The organism is Rhizobium esperanzae, assembly GCF_002204185.1.
Taxonomy (GTDB): domain Bacteria; phylum Pseudomonadota; class Alphaproteobacteria; order Rhizobiales; family Rhizobiaceae; genus Rhizobium; species Rhizobium esperanzae.
The window spans coordinates 223,097-237,915 of sequence record NZ_MXPU01000002.1; the positions used below are offsets into that span (position 1 = coordinate 223,097).

The 14,819-nt window shown below is 61.2% G+C and carries 17 protein-coding genes; 11 read left to right on the forward strand and 6 right to left on the reverse strand.

What is annotated here, in order from left to right:
• Positions 1-26: 26 nt before the first annotated feature.
• From B5E41_RS03395 to B5E41_RS03405, 3 genes are all read right to left on the reverse strand, one after another.
• Positions 27-788 carry an amino acid ABC transporter ATP-binding protein gene (locus B5E41_RS03395; RefSeq protein WP_088391059.1) on the reverse strand — a complete coding sequence of 254 codons (762 nt, stop codon included), beginning with the start codon at positions 786-788 and terminating at the stop codon, positions 27-29.
• Positions 785-1,465, reverse strand: coding sequence for an amino acid ABC transporter permease (locus B5E41_RS03400; RefSeq protein ID WP_064805609.1), 681 nt, complete (start codon positions 1,463-1,465; stop codon positions 785-787). Before B5E41_RS03400 ends, B5E41_RS03395 begins: the two co-directional genes overlap by 4 nt.
• Before the next feature lie 216 nt (positions 1,466-1,681).
• Positions 1,682-2,455, reverse strand: coding sequence for an amino acid ABC transporter substrate-binding protein (locus B5E41_RS03405; RefSeq protein WP_085860690.1), 774 nt, complete (start codon positions 2,453-2,455; stop codon positions 1,682-1,684).
• Positions 2,456-2,720: 265 nt separating this feature from the next.
• On the opposite strand from B5E41_RS03405, the gene B5E41_RS03410 reads away from it, so the two are divergent.
• From B5E41_RS03410 to hisC, 4 genes are all read left to right on the forward strand, one after another.
• On the forward strand, positions 2,721-3,497 hold the full coding sequence (locus B5E41_RS03410; protein ID WP_064805613.1) for a DeoR/GlpR family DNA-binding transcription regulator: 777 nt from the start codon (positions 2,721-2,723) through the stop codon (positions 3,495-3,497).
• Positions 3,498-3,559: 62 nt separating this feature from the next.
• Positions 3,560-4,753, forward strand: coding sequence for an MFS transporter (locus B5E41_RS03415; RefSeq protein ID WP_088391061.1), 1,194 nt, complete (start codon positions 3,560-3,562; stop codon positions 4,751-4,753).
• A gap of 96 nt (positions 4,754-4,849) precedes the next feature.
• Positions 4,850-6,100, forward strand: coding sequence for a flavodoxin-dependent (E)-4-hydroxy-3-methylbut-2-enyl-diphosphate synthase (ispG, locus tag B5E41_RS03420; RefSeq protein ID WP_088391063.1), 1,251 nt, complete (start codon positions 4,850-4,852; stop codon positions 6,098-6,100).
• A gap of 16 nt (positions 6,101-6,116) precedes the next feature.
• Positions 6,117-7,178, forward strand: a complete 1,062-nt coding sequence (gene hisC / locus B5E41_RS03425; RefSeq protein ID WP_088391065.1) for a histidinol-phosphate transaminase — start codon at positions 6,117-6,119, stop codon at positions 7,176-7,178.
• An 8-nt stretch (positions 7,179-7,186) separates the two neighbouring features.
• On the opposite strand, the gene B5E41_RS03430 is transcribed toward hisC, so the two are convergent.
• On the reverse strand, positions 7,187-8,101 hold the full coding sequence (locus B5E41_RS03430; RefSeq protein ID WP_088391067.1) for a polyprenyl synthetase family protein: 915 nt from the start codon (positions 8,099-8,101) through the stop codon (positions 7,187-7,189).
• Positions 8,102-8,235: 134 nt separating this feature from the next.
• On the opposite strand from B5E41_RS03430, the gene mtgA reads away from it, so the two are divergent.
• The 5 genes from mtgA (at position 8,236) to B5E41_RS03455 (ending at position 11,343) form a co-directional block, all read left to right on the forward strand.
• Positions 8,236-8,973 carry a monofunctional biosynthetic peptidoglycan transglycosylase gene (mtgA, locus tag B5E41_RS03435; RefSeq protein WP_176439333.1) on the forward strand — a complete coding sequence of 246 codons (738 nt, stop codon included), beginning with the start codon at positions 8,236-8,238 and terminating at the stop codon, positions 8,971-8,973.
• Positions 8,974-9,069: 96 nt separating this feature from the next.
• Positions 9,070-9,792 carry a DUF1868 domain-containing protein gene (locus B5E41_RS03440; protein ID WP_088391069.1) on the forward strand — a complete coding sequence of 241 codons (723 nt, stop codon included), beginning with the start codon at positions 9,070-9,072 and terminating at the stop codon, positions 9,790-9,792.
• 13 nt (positions 9,793-9,805) lie between these two features.
• A complete protein-coding gene (locus B5E41_RS03445; RefSeq protein WP_088391071.1) occupies positions 9,806-10,453 on the forward strand; it encodes a glutathione S-transferase family protein in 648 nt (215 codons plus the stop codon).
• A 156-nt stretch (positions 10,454-10,609) separates the two neighbouring features.
• Positions 10,610-10,795: a 50S ribosomal protein L32 gene (gene rpmF / locus B5E41_RS03450; RefSeq protein ID WP_003543812.1), complete on the forward strand. Its 186-nt coding sequence runs from the start codon at positions 10,610-10,612 to the stop codon at positions 10,793-10,795.
• Positions 10,796-10,935: 140 nt separating this feature from the next.
• Positions 10,936-11,343 (forward strand): hypothetical protein, encoded by a 408-nt coding sequence (locus B5E41_RS03455; protein WP_064805625.1) that lies wholly within the window; start codon positions 10,936-10,938, stop codon positions 11,341-11,343.
• Here B5E41_RS03455 and phaR read toward each other — a convergent pair.
• Positions 11,338-11,913, reverse strand: a complete 576-nt coding sequence (phaR, locus tag B5E41_RS03460; RefSeq protein ID WP_085860697.1) for a polyhydroxyalkanoate synthesis repressor PhaR — start codon at positions 11,911-11,913, stop codon at positions 11,338-11,340. The two genes, B5E41_RS03455 and phaR, sit on opposite strands and share 6 nt — an antisense overlap.
• 238 nt (positions 11,914-12,151) lie before the next feature.
• Between phaR and B5E41_RS03465 the strand changes: the two genes are divergently transcribed.
• Positions 12,152-13,333: an acetyl-CoA C-acetyltransferase gene (locus B5E41_RS03465; protein WP_088391073.1), complete on the forward strand. Its 1,182-nt coding sequence runs from the start codon at positions 12,152-12,154 to the stop codon at positions 13,331-13,333.
• A gap of 67 nt (positions 13,334-13,400) precedes the next feature.
• Positions 13,401-14,126, forward strand: a complete 726-nt coding sequence (gene phbB / locus B5E41_RS03470) for a beta-ketoacyl-ACP reductase (RefSeq protein WP_064805631.1) — start codon at positions 13,401-13,403, stop codon at positions 14,124-14,126.
• A gap of 413 nt (positions 14,127-14,539) precedes the next feature.
• On the opposite strand, the gene B5E41_RS03475 is transcribed toward phbB, so the two are convergent.
• Complete coding sequence (locus B5E41_RS03475; RefSeq protein WP_009991900.1) at positions 14,540-14,800, reverse strand: YMGG-like glycine zipper-containing protein; 261 nt, start codon at positions 14,798-14,800, stop codon at positions 14,540-14,542.
• Positions 14,801-14,819 lie beyond the last annotated feature (19 nt).

A 14,819-nucleotide genomic window follows, 5' to 3' on the forward strand; every position in this document is an offset into this window, starting at 1 on the left:
GTGAATCACGATCCACGTGAGACGTTTCAGATATCGTAAGTATGGGCGGCGTTGATCGTTGAGATGAAGCGCTTGGTGCGTTCGCGCTTGGGCGCGCTGAAAATGGCTTTCGCGCTGCCCGTTTCCACCACGCTTCCAGCCTCCAGGAAGACCACGTCATTGGCGATTTTCGAGGCGAGCCGGAGATCATGGGTGGCCATGACCATCGTCGTGCCTTCGCGGGCAAGCTGACCCAGCACATCGACCACTTCCGCCGAAAGTTCCGGATCGAGCGCCGAGGTCGGCTCGTCGCAGAGAAGCACCCGCGGCGACGGCGCGAGTGCTCGGGCGATTGCCACGCGTTGCTGCTGACCACCCGATAAGGTCGAAGGCCAGGCATCGGTCTTGTGCGCCATGCCGACCTTGGTCAACAGTTCCATGGCGTGTTCGCGCGCTTTCTCTTTCGGCCACTTCAGCACCGTGACCAGACCTTCCATAACGTTTTCGATCGCGGTCTGATGCGGAAAGAGCTGGAAATTCTGGAAGACCATGCCGGTCTGACGGCGGATTTTCTGGATCGCCTGCCAGCCCAAGCGTTTGTCGGGCGCGAAGGAAAGCTCTTCCTCGCCGAGGCGGATCGCGCCCGATGTCGGGATCTCGAGCAGGTTGATGCAGCGCAGTAACGTGCTCTTGCCACCACCGGACGGCCCGACGAGCGCGGTGACGCTGCCCTCGGGAATGCGAATGCTGATATCCTTCAATATGACGGCGTCGCCGAAGCGCTTCTCGAGGTTGGAAAGCTCGATCATGCGTTTGCCTCCAGCATGCCGCCATAACGCGCGAAACGACGTTCCAGCCGCACCTGCAGCTGCGAGAGGACGGAGCTGAGGACCAGATAGATCAGCGCCGCCTCGATATAAAGGATCAGCGGCTCGTAGGTGGTGGCGACGATGCGTTGTGCCGCCTGGAAGAGCTCCGGCACGGTGATGGCGGCGGCAAGCGAGGTATCCTTGACCAGCGAGATAAAGGTGTTCGACAGAGGCGGCACGGCGACGCGGCCTGCCTGCGGCAGGATCGTCCGGCTCATCGCCTGACGCCAGCTCATGCCGATCGAATAGGCCGCTTCCCACTGGCCCTTCGGCACGGAGGAGATGACCGCGCGGATGATCTCTGAGCTGTAGGCGCCGATATTCAGGGTGAAGCCGATCAGCGCGGCAGGAAAGGCGTCGAGCAGAATGCCGATGCTCGGCAGGCCGTAAAAGATCACGAAGAGCTGGACGAGCAGTGGCGTGCCGCGAATAACCCAGACATAAAACCGGGCAATCGCCGCGACGGGCGCCGGACCGAAAAGACGGGCGATCGCCGTGATCAGGCCGAGGATCAGACCGAAGGTGAAGGAGAGCAGCGTCAGCGGAATGGTGAAGATCAATCCCGCCCAGAGGAGCGAGGGAAGCGATTCCGCCATCAGTTGGAGCCAGTGCGCCAAGGGGTGTTCTTTCCAGTCGGTGGGTCGTGGTGTTTCGGAATACCCCTCCCCAACCCCTCCCCACAAGGGGGAGGGACTTAATCTAGCTCTCGCCCCTCACGAAATAGCGACCGAACTGCAAGTCGAGACGTTTATTTTGAGATGAGGCGGCGCCTCGCTAAAGCCCCTCCCCCTTGTGGGGGGGGGGTGGGGAGGGGACTTCTTTTCAAATGGAGCTTACTTGGAAACGTCCTGGCCGAAATATTTGTCGGCGATCTTCTTGTAAGTGCCGTCCGCCTTGATGTCGGCAAGCGCCTTGTTGATTTCCGCGAGAAGCTCAGGCTCGTTCTTACGGATGATGATGCCGGAATAATCGGCGTTCTCCTGCTCGGCGGCGATCTTTACCGGCGCATCCGGCTTGTGCTTCTTGAAATCGAGGAAGGACAGGCTGTCGTTGATCGTCGCGTCGGCGCGCTTGGTCAGCACAAGCTGGATCGACTGGTCGAAACCATCGGTGCCGACGAGCTCGGCGCCGGATTCCGTTGCGATCTTGCCGAAGTTGCTGGTTAGCGACTGGGCTGATTTCTTGCCTTTCAGGTCGGCAAAGGTCTTGATGCTGTCGTCGCCCTCGCGAACGATCAGCACGGCCTTGGAAGCGATATAGGGTTCGGAGAAGTCGTATTTCTGCTTGCGGGCTTCGGTGATACCGACCTGGTTGATGACGGTGTCGTAGCGCTTGGCGTCGAGGCCGGCGATCAGGCCGTCCCACTTGCCTTCGACGAATTCTGCCTTGACGCCGAGCTTGGCGGCGATGGCTTCGCCGATCTCGACATCGAAGCCGACGAGCTTGCCGCTTTCGTCATGATAGGTGAAGGGCGCATAGGTGCCCTCGGTGCCGATCTTGAAGACGCCGGCCGATTTGATGGCGGCAAGGTTTTCGCCGGCATGAGCGGGCAGGAGGGCAGCAGCCTGAATAAGGGCAGCGGCGGCGACGGTTTTCAACCAGTTCATTGTTTTATCCATCCTTGGGAGGTTGTTAGCGGATGCGCCATAGTTCGCAGAAAACTAGGGCGCCGGAAGCGAAGAAAACTGCGAATAAAAGCAGCAAGTGCAAATATTTTTCCCAAGCGGTTGCCTGGGCCTCGAATTGCACGAACCAGCCCTCGTTTACCGTTTATTTCAACCGGTCGGAAAACGTGTGACCGTGCATGTTGCATGCACAGTCATAAACGTTTATGCACGTTTCATATCATTCAACTTTCGATCCGGTAAAAACATGCAGGATTTTCTGTTGCGAGAGCGCCAAGGTGTGATTTCCGAAAGGCTGCGGCTGAACGGCCGGGTGCTGGCGGCGGAACTTGCGCTCGAATTCGGCGTCTCCGAGGATACGGTGCGGCGCGACTTGCGCGAGATGGCGGCGGCAGGCCTCTGCGAGCGGGTCTATGGCGGCGCCTTGCCGGTGTCGCCGGCGCATGGAAGCCTGACGCAGCGCGTGGGATTTGCTGCCGACCGCAAGCAGGCCTTGGCGCGGGCTGCGGCAAAGCAGATCGCTGCCGGTTCCTGCGTGTTTTTCGATGCCGGAAGCACCAATCTGGCGATTGCCAATGCCCTGCCTGCCGAACTCGAACTGACGGCTGCGACGAATGCGCCGGTGATCGCCGCAGCGCTCATCGACAAGCCAGCCGTCAATGTCATCCTGATCGGCGGCATGGTGGACCGGCAGACGGGCGGCGCGCTCGGCGCCAAGGCCTTGCGGGATATGGAACAGATTTCGCCCGATCTCTGCATTCTTGGCGCCTGCGGCATCGATCTCGAGGCCGGCATCACGACCTTCGGTTTCGAGGATGCTGAGTTCAAGCGGTTTGCGGCATCGAGAAGCAAAAGGATTATGGCGGCGGTGACCTCGGAGAAATTCGGTACGGCTGCACCCCACAGCATCCTTCCGGTTGCGCATTGCGAGTGCCTGGTCGTCGAGCACGATGCCGATCCCGCCATTCTTGCGGGTTATCGCGAGCGCGGCTGCCGGACCGTTATCGCCGAAAAAACGAACTGAGCCGCCGTCGCGGAGTTTAGAAAACGGGTGCTCTCAAGCCCGATAGCGAGGAAAGACCGAAAATGGACAGTCATGTGAATGCGCCGTCGGGGGTCCGCAGCGGCTTCATTACCAGAAGCAGGGCGGCGGTTTCCCTGCTCTTTCTCATGAACGGCTTTGTCGTCGGCTGCTGGGCGCCGAAGATCCCGGATTTTGCCGAGCGTCTCGGGCTGAGCAAGTTCGAGCTCGGGCTGATGATCATCGTCTTCGGCGTCGGCTCGCTGGTCATGATGCCGATCGCCGGCGCGCAGATCGCCAGGCATGGCTCGCGCGTCGTTGTTCGGGCAACCGCCGTCTGCGTGCTGCCGCTGCTCCTGGCTCTGACGCTCGCGCCGAATGTGATTACCGCGGCAATCTCGCTCTTCCTGTTCGGCGGCTTCATCGGCGCCATGGATGTGGCGATGAACGCCAATGCCGTGTCCGTCGAAAAATCCATGCGCCGCGCCATCATGTCGTCCTGTCATGCTTTCTGGAGCCTCGGCGGCTTGATCGGCTCGGGCCTCGGCGGCATCGTGATTGCTAAACTCGGCGTTCTCGGCCATGCGCAGCTCGCGACCGTACTGGCGGCGATCTTCCTCGCTCTGGCATGGCCGATGATCCTTGCGGATCCGCCCCATCCCGATGCCAAAAAGGAGAAGACGAGGCTGCCGATGGTGCCGCTGCCGTGGCTGCTCGGCTTGATGGCGCTGTTCTCGATGGTGCCGGAAGGCGCGGTTCTGGATTGGGGCGCGCTCTATCTGCGGCAGGACATGGGTGCGTCGGTGGCGCTTTCAGGTCTCGGGTTTGCGGCCTTTTCGGCGACGATGGCGACCATGCGCTTTGCCGGCGATCTGGTGCGCGATCGCCTCGGGGGCGTCAAAACGCTACGCATCTGCACGCTCTTTGCCATCGTCGGCATGTTGCTGGCGAGCCTTGCACCGGACGCCGAGATCGCCATTCTGGGCTTTGCCCTTTGCGGCATCGGCATATCAAACATGGTGCCGATCGCTTTCTCGGCCGCAGGCAATATTCCCGGCCTCAAACCCGGCATCGGCATCTCGGTCGTCACGACGATGGGCTATTCCGGCATGCTGGTCGCACCGTCGGTGATCGGCTTCGTTGCCGAACACATCGGCTTTGCCGTCGTCTTCATGGCGCTGCCGGTGCTGCTGCTGTTCGTTCTCATATTTTCCAAGCTGGCCCATTATGCCGATGGGGTCTCCGGAGGCGGCCACTGAGCCGCCTCGGAACAAAAGTGATATGGGAGGCGGTTGACAAGCAGCCGGGCTTGATCCACCTGAAAGGCACTGTTTTTAGGGGTGCAAGAACTCTGCATGTTGTCAGCCGCCGATTTTGATCCGAAACCGCGCCGCGCTTCCGTCGCCGTCGATGTCGGCGGCGTCATCGTTGGCGGCGGCGCGCCGATCGTCGTGCAATCGATGACGAATACCGACACGGCCGATATCGATTCGACCGTCGCGCAGGTCGCGGCCCTGCACCGGGCCGGCTCGGAATTGGTGCGCATCACCGTCGACCGCGACGAGAGTGCCGCCGCCGTGCCGAAGATCCGCGAGCGGCTGCTGCGGCTCGGCATGGACGTGCCGCTGATCGGCGACTTCCACTATATCGGCCACAAGCTGCTTGCCGATCATCCTGCCTGTGCCGAGGCGCTGGCGAAATACCGCATCAATCCCGGCAATGTCGGCTTCAAGGACAAGAAGGACAAGCAGTTCGCCGAGATCATCGAGATGGCGATCCGCTACGACAAGCCGGTGCGCATCGGCGTCAACTGGGGCTCGCTCGATCAGGATCTCTTGACGGCGCTGATGGATCAGAATGCCGAGGCCGGCTCGCCGCTGTCAGCCAGGCAGGTGACGCGGGAGGCGATCGTGCAGTCGGCGCTGCTTTCGGCCGCCCTTGCCGAGGAAATCGGCTTGCCGCGCAACCGCATCATCGTGTCGGCCAAGGTCAGCCAGGTGCAGGACCTGATCGCCGTCAATTCCATGCTCGCCGAACGTTCGACCCATGCGCTGCATCTCGGCCTCACCGAAGCCGGCATGGGCAGCAAGGGCATCGTCGCTTCGTCGGCTGCCATGGGCTTCGTGCTGCAGCACGGCATCGGCGATACGATCCGCGTCTCACTGACGCCCGAGCCGAACGGCGACCGCACGCGCGAAGTCCAGGTGGCGCAGGAAATCCTGCAGGTTATGGGCTTCCGGCAGTTCGTGCCGGTCGTGGCCGCCTGTCCCGGCTGCGGACGCACGACCTCGACGGTGTTCCAGGAACTGGCGCAGAACATTCAGAACGACATTCGCAAGAACATGCCGGTCTGGCGTGAGAAATATCCAGGCGTCGAGGCGCTGAACGTCGCCGTCATGGGCTGCATCGTCAACGGGCCGGGCGAAAGCAAACATGCCGATATCGGCATTTCGCTTCCCGGCACCGGTGAGACGCCGGCCGCTCCCGTTTTCGTCGACGGCAAGAAAGCGCTGACGCTGCGCGGCCCCAACATCGCCGCCGATTTCGAGGCGCTTGTCATCGATTATATCGAGAAGCGCTTCGGCCAGCGGACGGCGGCGGAATGAAGGCCCGCGCGTTCGAATGAGCCGGTATTGGTCTGATATCGTCAGCAAGCTTCGGCCCTATATCGCGGGCGAGCAGCCGCGCATTCCCGGCCTGGTCAAGCTCAACACCAATGAGAATCCCTACGGGCCGTCCCCAAAGGCGATCGAGGCGATCAGGCAAGCCACGGACGATCGTCTGCGGCTCTATCCCGATCCCGCCGCCACCGAGTTGCGCGAGGCAATCGCCGCCCGTTTCGGGCTGACGGCCGAACAAGTGTTCGTCGGCAACGGCTCCGATGAGGTTCTCGCCCATACGTTCCAGGCGCTGCTGAACCACGATCTGCCGCTTCTCTATCCCGATGTGACCTACAGCTTCTATCCCACCTATAGCCTGCTATATGGCATCGAGACGATCGAGATACCTCTCGACCATCAGTTCCGGATCCGGCTGTCGGATTACGACAGACCGTGCGGCGCGATCATCGTCCCCAATCCGAATGCACCGACGGGTATCGGCCTGCCGCTGGCCGGGATCGAGGCGCTTCTTGCCGCCCATTCCGATGTGGTCGTCGTGATCGACGAGGCCTATGTCGATTTCGGCGGGCAAAGCGCCGTGCCGCTCATTTCTCGCTATCCCAACCTGCTGGTCATCCAAACCTTGTCGAAATCTCGTTCATTCGCAGGTCTGCGCGTCGGTTTCGCCCTGGGGCACCGGGATCTGATCGAGGCGCTGGTGCGGGTCAAGGACAGCTTCAATTCCTATCCGCTCGATCGCCTGGCACAGGTCGGCGCGACGGCGGCGATCAAAGACGAGGCGTGGTTCGAGACATGCCGGCGGAAAATCATCGCCAGCCGGGAAAACCTTGTCCGGCAGTTGGAAGCGTTGAGTTTCCAAGTGCTGCCGTCTCAGGCGAATTTCATCTTCGCGAGGCACGAGAGCCGATCGGGCGCCGCACTTCTGGCCGAGCTGCGGGAGCGTGGCGTGCTCGTCCGGCGCTTCGACGAGCCGCGCATTTCGGAGTTCCTGCGCATCAGCATCGGCACGGATGAGGAATGCGCCCGCCTGATTTCCGCTCTCAAGGAAATACTGGTGGCCTGACCTTCGATTCAGCTCTTGCGGTCGGCGATGAAACGCGCTGCGGCGGTGAGAATAGAGGCGCGAGCACCATAGGGAGCAAGCAGATCTTCGGCATCGCGCACATGCCGATGAAGCTCGGCCTCGGCCCATTCCATGCCGTGGAACGCCACGAGCGTACCCTTGCCACGGCCTGCGTCCTTGCCCGTCGCCTTGCCCATGGTCTCAGCATCCGAGGTCAGGTCGAGAATATCGTCGGCCAGCTGGAAGGCGAGGCCGATCTTTTCGCCGAAGGCGCGCAGGCGGCGGCGATCTTCGGGCGGGCTTGCCGCGATAATGGCGCCAGCCTCGCAGGCGAAGCGGATCAGCGCGCCTGTTTTCATCGCCTGCAGACGGATGATGCCGGCTTCGTCGGGAGCCTGCTTTTCCGCGGCAAGATCGAGCGCCTGGCCACCGGCCATGCCGCCAAGACCAGCTGCCCGGGCGAGGGCCAGCACCAGCGCCGCTTTGCTCGTGTCGGAAAGGGCCGTTTCCGGCGCGGCAACGATGTCGAAAGCATAGGTCAGCAGGCTGTCACCGGCGAGAATTGCGGTGGCTTCGTCGAACTTGATGTGCACTGTCGGTTTGCCGCGGCGCAGGTCGTCATCGTCCATCGCCGGCAAGTCGTCATGCACGAGGGAATAGCAGTGAACGCATTCGAGTGCGGCGCCGACCCGAAGGGCCGCCTGCACATCGCCGCCGAGAAGGGCCGCACTTTCGGCAACAAGGAATGGGCGCAATCGCTTGCCGCCATTCAGCACGGCATAATGCATGGCGCTGCGCAGGGTGTCGGGTCTGACGATTTCATCGAAAAGAGGGCTCGGTGAAAGCAATGTATCGAGCAGCGCCTCGATTTCTCGGGCGTTGTTGCTAAGCCTCGTCTCGAAAGTGTCCCGGTTCGCGTCCATGGGCGCTGTTTGGCATGGGGCATCGGGGCTTGCAACGGAATTGTCGATGACTGCCGCAAGATTCCGCATGTGCTCTGGCATAAGCGGCTCACAGGCGTTATGAGAACGAAAGGGAGCGAAATGGGCTGGGGACATTGGATATAGCGACGGAGAGAGAGGATATCGCCGACATGCCGGACCATCGGCGATGGTTCGAAGATCGGCCTGTGCTGAAACGTATCGGTCTTGGCTTGCTGGCCGTGCTGATCCTTCCTTACGCGCTGATCTTCCTCTACCTGCTGCCCTTCATCCATCCCGTCTCGACGCTGATGCTGCGCGATCTGGTGCTGCTGCGCGGCTATGACCGCCGATGGGTGTCGCTTGACGAGATCTCTCCGGTCCTGGTGCAATCGGTGATGATGTCCGAAGACGGACAATATTGTTTCCATGGCGGCGTCGACTGGGCGGAGATGCGCATGCTGGTCGAGGACACGCTGAAAGGTCAGGCGACACGCGGCGGCAGCACGATCCCGATGCAGACGGCCAAGAACCTCTTTCTCTGGAACAGCCGCTCCTTCGTGCGCAAGGCGATGGAGCTTCCGCTCGCCGTCACCACGGATTTCGTCTTGTCTAAACGGCGGCTGATGGAAATCTATCTCAATATCGCCGAATGGGGTCCCGGCATTTACGGTATCGAGGCCGCCGCCCAGCATCATTTCAAGGTATCGGCCTCGAAGCTGACGCGGCGCCAGGCATCGCTGCTTGCCGTTTCGCTGCCGAACCCGATCGACCGCAAAGCAGGCAAGCCCGGACGAGGCCTTCGCCGGCTAGCCGGCGTCATCGAGAGGCGTGCCCAGGGGTCGGGCGACTACATCAAGTGCATCTATGAGTGAGATCAGACTTTGTCGTTAGTAGCAGCGAGCGTCATCTGACATTCTTGGTTCTGCCATATGGGCGAATGCAGTCCAACCAGAGCCCCCGAGTCGCCCATGACCGCCCCGACCTTTTCTCCCGAGCTTCTGCTTTACTCAAAGACGCACAATCAAAACCTACCCTCCCACCTCGGCAGCCGCTATGGCAAGATCGGCGGCTTCCTGCCTGAAGCCGGCAACACCATCGTCTGCCACCCCGAGAAGGGCTCAAGAACGCTGACAGCGCTGATCGAGGCGCGTGAGAAATATCTGGCGATGCCCGAGGCGCCGCAATTTCTCTTCACGCCGATCTCAAGCCTTCACATGACGCTTTTCGAGGGCGTCATCGAGACCAGGCGCCGGCAAGACTGCTGGCCTATGGACCTCCCTCTCGAGACGCCGATCGACGATATGACCGAACTCATGGCGGCGCGGTTCGAAGGTTTCTCGATGGCGGAGCCCTTCAAAGTCGCCGTCGTCGAAGCCCGGCCGTCGGGCCTGCTCGTCGACGGAGCGACGGAGAAGGACCGCAAGGTCATGCGCGCCTGGCGCAACGCGCTTGCCGATCTTCTCGGCTATCGCCAGCCCAACCATATGGATTACAAGTTCCACATCACCTTCGCGTATGTGATCGAGCGGCTGGAGGATGAAGCCTTGCCGCGATGGCAGGCAATGCTCGACGAGGTGGCCGAGGATATCCGCCGCAAGGCCCCTGTTTTCGAGCTCGCGCCGCCGGCGTTCTGCGTGTTCGAGGACATGAACCATTTCCACGAACTGTTGATCTTCGATTTCGATGCCTGAACGGGAGAGACTTATGGACAGACCGACGCTCTACATCGCCAATAAGAATTATTCTTCCTGGTCGTTCCGGCCGTGGATGGCGCTGACGGGCGCCGGCGTCGATTTCGAGGAAGTCCTGATCCCCTTCGACGACGCGGGCGGCAATCCCAATATCAAGGCGATATCGCCGAGCGGCCGGGTTCCGGTCCTGCAGCATGGTGGTTTGAAGATCTGGGAATCGCTGGCGATCATCGAATATACCGCCGAGCTTTATCCGGACGCCGGCCTTTGGCCGCGCGACCGTGCCGAACGGGCGCTCGCCCGTTCTGTTTCGATGGAAATGCTTTCGGGGTTCCGAGCCCTGCGCAATGCCTGCCCCATGAATATTCGCCGGCCAAAAGGCGGGATCGCATTGCCTGACGGCGTCGACGCCGATGTTGGCCGTATCGAGACGATCTGGCGAGACCTTCTGCAGAAATCCGGCGGCCCCTTTCTCTTTGGCGCCTTCAGCGGCGCGGATGCGATGTTTGCGCCTGTTGTCAACCGGTTCGACGTCTATGATCTCGTCAGCCGGGAAGATACACTCACCTATATGGAGACGATGAAGGCGCATCCGGCCTGGCGGGAATGGGAAGAGGCCGCCCGTGCCGAGCCGTGGATCGTGGCGGAAGACGAGGTCTGAGGCTCGAATCATCGGCTTCGCAAAAAATATGCATGGGGACTGGTCAAGGCCGCCCCTTGCATGTATAAGCGCGCAAAATTTCCGAAATCGCGACATGTCCGTTTCGGCCGCCAGTCTGGCCGTGGGAATGTCTTGCCCGCAAGTGGAGTAAGAAAAATGGCTGTACCGAAGAGAAAAACGAGCCCGTCCAAGCGTGGCATGCGCCGTTCTGCTGACGCGCTGAAGGCTCCGACCTACGTCGAAGACAAGAACTCCGGCGAACTGCGCCGCCCACACCATATCGATCTGAAGACCGGCATGTATCGCGGCCGCCAGGTTCTGACGCCGAAGGAAAGCGCGTAATTTCCGATCTGGATCATCCGATCGCAAGTTCAAGGCCGGCTTCATGCCGGCCTTTTGCATTTCGGCAAGATAATATTTGCAACGACTTGCAGTAGGGCAGCGGTTTGCGGCAGTATTCTTCCGGCGCAAGGAGATTGCCGATGGTAGCCGCAATGCCGCTGATGATTATTCCGTTTATTCTTTACAATCTGGCGATGCTCGGCCTGATGGGCGGCGGCGGCATCGCAACCTTGCAGCACGACATCATCGTGCTGTCGATGCTCTCGGGCGCGATCTGGAGCATGGCGCTCGGCGATCTCTTCATCGTCGTCGCCCTCATCGTGTTGTTTTTCGAAATCCTGAAAGCAACGCGAACCGGGCCCGGCAACCTGCTCAACCACATATTGTCGATGCTGGTCTTCATCGCCTTCCTGGTCGAGTTTCTGCTCGTCCAGGACGCTGCGACGCAAGTGTTCTTCATTTTGATGACGATCGCTCTAATCGATGTGATCGGCGGTTTTGCCGTTTCGATCCGAAGCGCCGGGCGGGATGTCTCTATCGGTCTATAGGTTGTCGAGTTTATTCTGGAGAGCGCGGAGCTGCTCCTTCAGCTCGTCGATATCCTTGGCCTCGGCCTTGCGGCTTTCCTTGGCCGCCGGCGGCGCCATGAATGGCGAAAACATCTGCATTGCCTGCTGAAACAGCTCGGTATTGCGGCGGACCTGGTCCTCGACCATCTGCATCGGCAATTGCAGGTTCTTGCCGAGCGGCGTTTCGCCGAAGGCACGGTTTACCTGTTCGCGCATCTGGGACTGCTGTTCGCTGAAGGCGCGCATCGAATGTTCGAGGAAGCTCGGCACGACCATCTGCATCTGGTCACCGTAATAGGTGATCAGCTGGCGCAGGAAGGAGATCGGAAGCAGTGTGTTGCCGGTTTTCGATTCCTGCTCGAAGATGATCTGGGTCAGCACCGAATGGGTGATGTCATCCCCGCTTTTTGCGTCCTGGACGGTAAAATCTTCGCCCTTCTTCACCATCTCCGCCAGATCTTCCAGCGTCACGTAGGTGCTGGTGCCTGTATTGTATAGGCGGCGATTGGCGTATTTCTTGATGACTATCTGACCCTCGTTCTTCGCCATATCAGCCTCCTGAACCCCCGTCTGATTTTTGGATGTTCCTCCACTTCAGACTGTAAACGCAAAAGAAGGCCGGTGACAATCTCTTTGTGCGTTGCGGCAAACCTTTAACAGATCAGCTGAATCGGCTTTGACGGCTGCCGCCGAAAAATCGCGGCGGCCAGTCTTCCCGTTTGACTTGTGCTCAAAGCTTTGCCAGTTTCCGCTTATGTAAGTGGGACGAAAAACGAGGAGCCTCCCCATGAGCAATTCATCCGTCGTCATCGCCAGCGCAGGTCGGACAGCCGTCGGCTCGTTCAACGGCGCATTCGCAACGGTCCCCGCGCATGAACTCGGCGCGGCCGTCATCAGGGGCGCGCTCGCGCGCGCCGGCGTCGACGCCGGCGAGGTGGATGAGGTGATCCTCGGTCAGGTGCTGGCCGCGGGCGAAGGCCAGAACCCGGCCCGTCAGGCGGCGATCAAGGCCGGCCTTCCGAAGGAAACGACGGCCTGGGGCGTCAACCAGCTCTGCGGCTCGGGCCTGCGCGCCGTCGCGCTCGGCATGCAGCAGATCGCCACCGGCGACGCCAGGATCATCGTTGCCGGCGGCCAGGAATCCATGTCGATGGCGCCGCATGCCGCGCACTTGCGCAGCGGCACGAAGATGGGCGACATGAAGATGGTCGACACGATGATCAAGGACGGCCTGACCGACGCTTTTCACGGCTACCATATGGGCATCACCGCCGAGAACGTCGCACGGCAGTGGCAGCTGTCGCGCGACGACCAGGATCAGTTCGCCGTCGCCTCGCAGAACAAGGCTGAAGCGGCGCAGAAGGCCGGCCGCTTCACCGACGAGATCATTCCCTACATTATCCAGACACGTAAGGGCGACGTGACCGTCGATTCCGATGAATATATCCGCCACGGTGCGACGCTCGAGGCGATGGGCAAGCTGCGCCCGGCCTTCGACAAGGATGGCACGGTCACCGCCGCTAATGCCTCCGGTCTCAACGACGGCGCTGCCGCCGCCGTGCTGATGAGCGAGGCGGAAGCGGCCCGGCGCGGCATTCAGCCGCTTGCCCGCATCGTTTCCTGGGCAACGGCGGGCGTCGATCCTTCGATCATGGGCACCGGCCCAATCCCGGCGTCGCGCAAGGCGCTGGAAAAGGCCGGCTGGTCTGTAAACGATCTCGATCTCGTCGAGGCCAACGAGGCCTTCGCGGCTCAGGCTTGCGCCGTCAGCAAGGATCTCGGCTGGGATCCGTCGATCGTCAACGTCAATGGCGGGGCGATTGCGATCGGCCATCCGATCGGCGCCTCCGGCGCGCGTATTCTCAACACGCTGCTGTTCGAGATGAAGCGCCGCGGCGCAAAGAAGGGCCTCGCCACGCTTTGCATCGGCGGCGGCATGGGCGTCGCCATGTGCTTTGAAGCACTTTAATAGCATACGATCCGTCATTGATTGAAATGCCGCCACGAGTGGCGAAAACACAGAGGGGGAGCGGAACATGAGCAGAGTGGCTCTGGTCACCGGAGGTACACGCGGCATCGGCGCGGCGATATCCATGGCGCTGAAAAATGCCGGCTACAGGGTTGCGGCCACTTATGCCGGTAACGACGAGAAGGCTCATGCCTTCCACGACGTCACCGGGGTTGCGGTATTCAAATGGGATGTTTCGGACTACGCTGCCTGCGGTGAAGGGATCACCAAGGTCGAACGAGAGATCGGGCCGGTCGAAATCCTCGTCAACAATGCCGGCATCACCCGCGACGCGATGTTCCACAAGATGACGCCGCAACAGTGGCACGAGGTGATCAACACCAACCTGACCGGCCTGTTCAACATGACGCATCAGGTCTGGAGCGGCATGCGCGACCGCAGCTTCGGCCGCATCGTCAATATCTCCTCGATCAACGGCCAGAAGGGCCAGATGGGCCAGGCGAACTATTCGGCGGCCAAGGCGGGCGATCTGGGCTTTACCAAGGCGCTTGCCCAGGAAGGGGCGGCGAAAAACATCACCGTCAATGCCATCTGCCCCGGTTATATCGGGACGGAAATGGTGCTTGCCGTGCCGGAGAAAGTGCTGAATGAACGCATCATTCCGCAGATCCCGGTCGGCCGGCTCGGCGAACCGGAAGAAATCGCGCGCTGCGTCACCTTCCTCGTCTCCGACGATGCCGGCTTCATCACCGGTTCGACGCTGACGGCCAATGGCGGGCAGTTCTTCGTTTAAGACAGCAGATCCTGGGAGCAAAGCAACCTAGCCCCTTATCCGAAGCCAACAGGGCCGAACCATTGGTCTCGGCCCGTTCTTTTCATCATCCGTAAACGGGGCGAAGGGACAGCACTGGCCTCTCGATTCCCCCTTCTCCCCTCGTGGAGAAGGTGCCCGTAGGGCCGGCGCCGCCGGTCTTTCCAATCACCCACCCATCCGGGACTTCGATAGATTATTTTAAGGGGAGGGATGTTCCGTGTGGCCCCCTCATCCGCCTGCCGGCACCTTCTCCGCGCTGGGGAGAAAGGGTATGTTGCGCTGCCTACGTTCCTCGCCTCTCTCGCGACCGTCAACGCCACGTTGACGGACCCGCCGGCAAAGAAAAACGGGCGCCAAAGCGCCCGTTGGGAAGTCCGATATGCGTTTGCCGGTCAGTAGCGGCAACGAGCCTCGTAGCGGCGGCCGTAGCGATCGCGATAGATGCAGTAGCCGCGGCGTTCGACCGACTGGCCGATGAGAGCGCCGGTCAGGCCGCCGGCAACGGCGCCGACAGCGGCACCACCCCAGCTGTTGGTGACGGCGCCGCCGATGACCGCACCGGTGCCGGCGCCGATCGCCGTGCCCTGCTCGGTCGCGGTGCAGGATGCGAGAGCGCCCACGAGCGCGCCAATAAGAACAATCTTCTTCATCATGTCGTAACTCCCCAGGTTG

Bases quoted from the DNA above. Each gene is read 5' to 3' on its own strand.
- phbB (WP_064805631.1), top strand. From the start codon at position 13,401: ATGAGCAGAGTGGCTCTGGTCACCGGAGGTACACGCGGCATCGGCGCG.
- B5E41_RS03440 (WP_088391069.1), top strand. From the start codon at position 9,070: ATGACCGCCCCGACCTTTTCTCCCGAGCTTCTGCTTTACTCAAAGACG.
- hisC (WP_088391065.1), top strand. From the start codon at position 6,117: ATGAGCCGGTATTGGTCTGATATCGTCAGCAAGCTTCGGCCCTATATC.
- B5E41_RS03455 (WP_064805625.1), top strand. From the start codon at position 10,936: ATGGTAGCCGCAATGCCGCTGATGATTATTCCGTTTATTCTTTACAAT.
- B5E41_RS03445 (WP_088391071.1), top strand. From the start codon at position 9,806: ATGGACAGACCGACGCTCTACATCGCCAATAAGAATTATTCTTCCTGG.
- rpmF (WP_003543812.1), top strand. From the start codon at position 10,610: ATGGCTGTACCGAAGAGAAAAACGAGCCCGTCCAAGCGTGGCATGCGC.
- B5E41_RS03430 (WP_088391067.1), bottom strand. From the start codon at position 8,101: ATGGACGCGAACCGGGACACTTTCGAGACGAGGCTTAGCAACAACGCC.
- B5E41_RS03395 (WP_088391059.1), bottom strand. From the start codon at position 788: ATGATCGAGCTTTCCAACCTCGAGAAGCGCTTCGGCGACGCCGTCATA.
- ispG (WP_088391063.1), top strand. From the start codon at position 4,850: ATGTTGTCAGCCGCCGATTTTGATCCGAAACCGCGCCGCGCTTCCGTC.
- B5E41_RS03415 (WP_088391061.1), top strand. From the start codon at position 3,560: ATGGACAGTCATGTGAATGCGCCGTCGGGGGTCCGCAGCGGCTTCATT.
- B5E41_RS03475 (WP_009991900.1), bottom strand. From the start codon at position 14,800: ATGATGAAGAAGATTGTTCTTATTGGCGCGCTCGTGGGCGCTCTCGCA.
- B5E41_RS03410 (WP_064805613.1), top strand. From the start codon at position 2,721: ATGCAGGATTTTCTGTTGCGAGAGCGCCAAGGTGTGATTTCCGAAAGG.
- B5E41_RS03405 (WP_085860690.1), bottom strand. From the start codon at position 2,455: ATGAACTGGTTGAAAACCGTCGCCGCCGCTGCCCTTATTCAGGCTGCT.
- phaR (WP_085860697.1), bottom strand. From the start codon at position 11,913: ATGGCGAAGAACGAGGGTCAGATAGTCATCAAGAAATACGCCAATCGC.
- B5E41_RS03465 (WP_088391073.1), top strand. From the start codon at position 12,152: ATGAGCAATTCATCCGTCGTCATCGCCAGCGCAGGTCGGACAGCCGTC.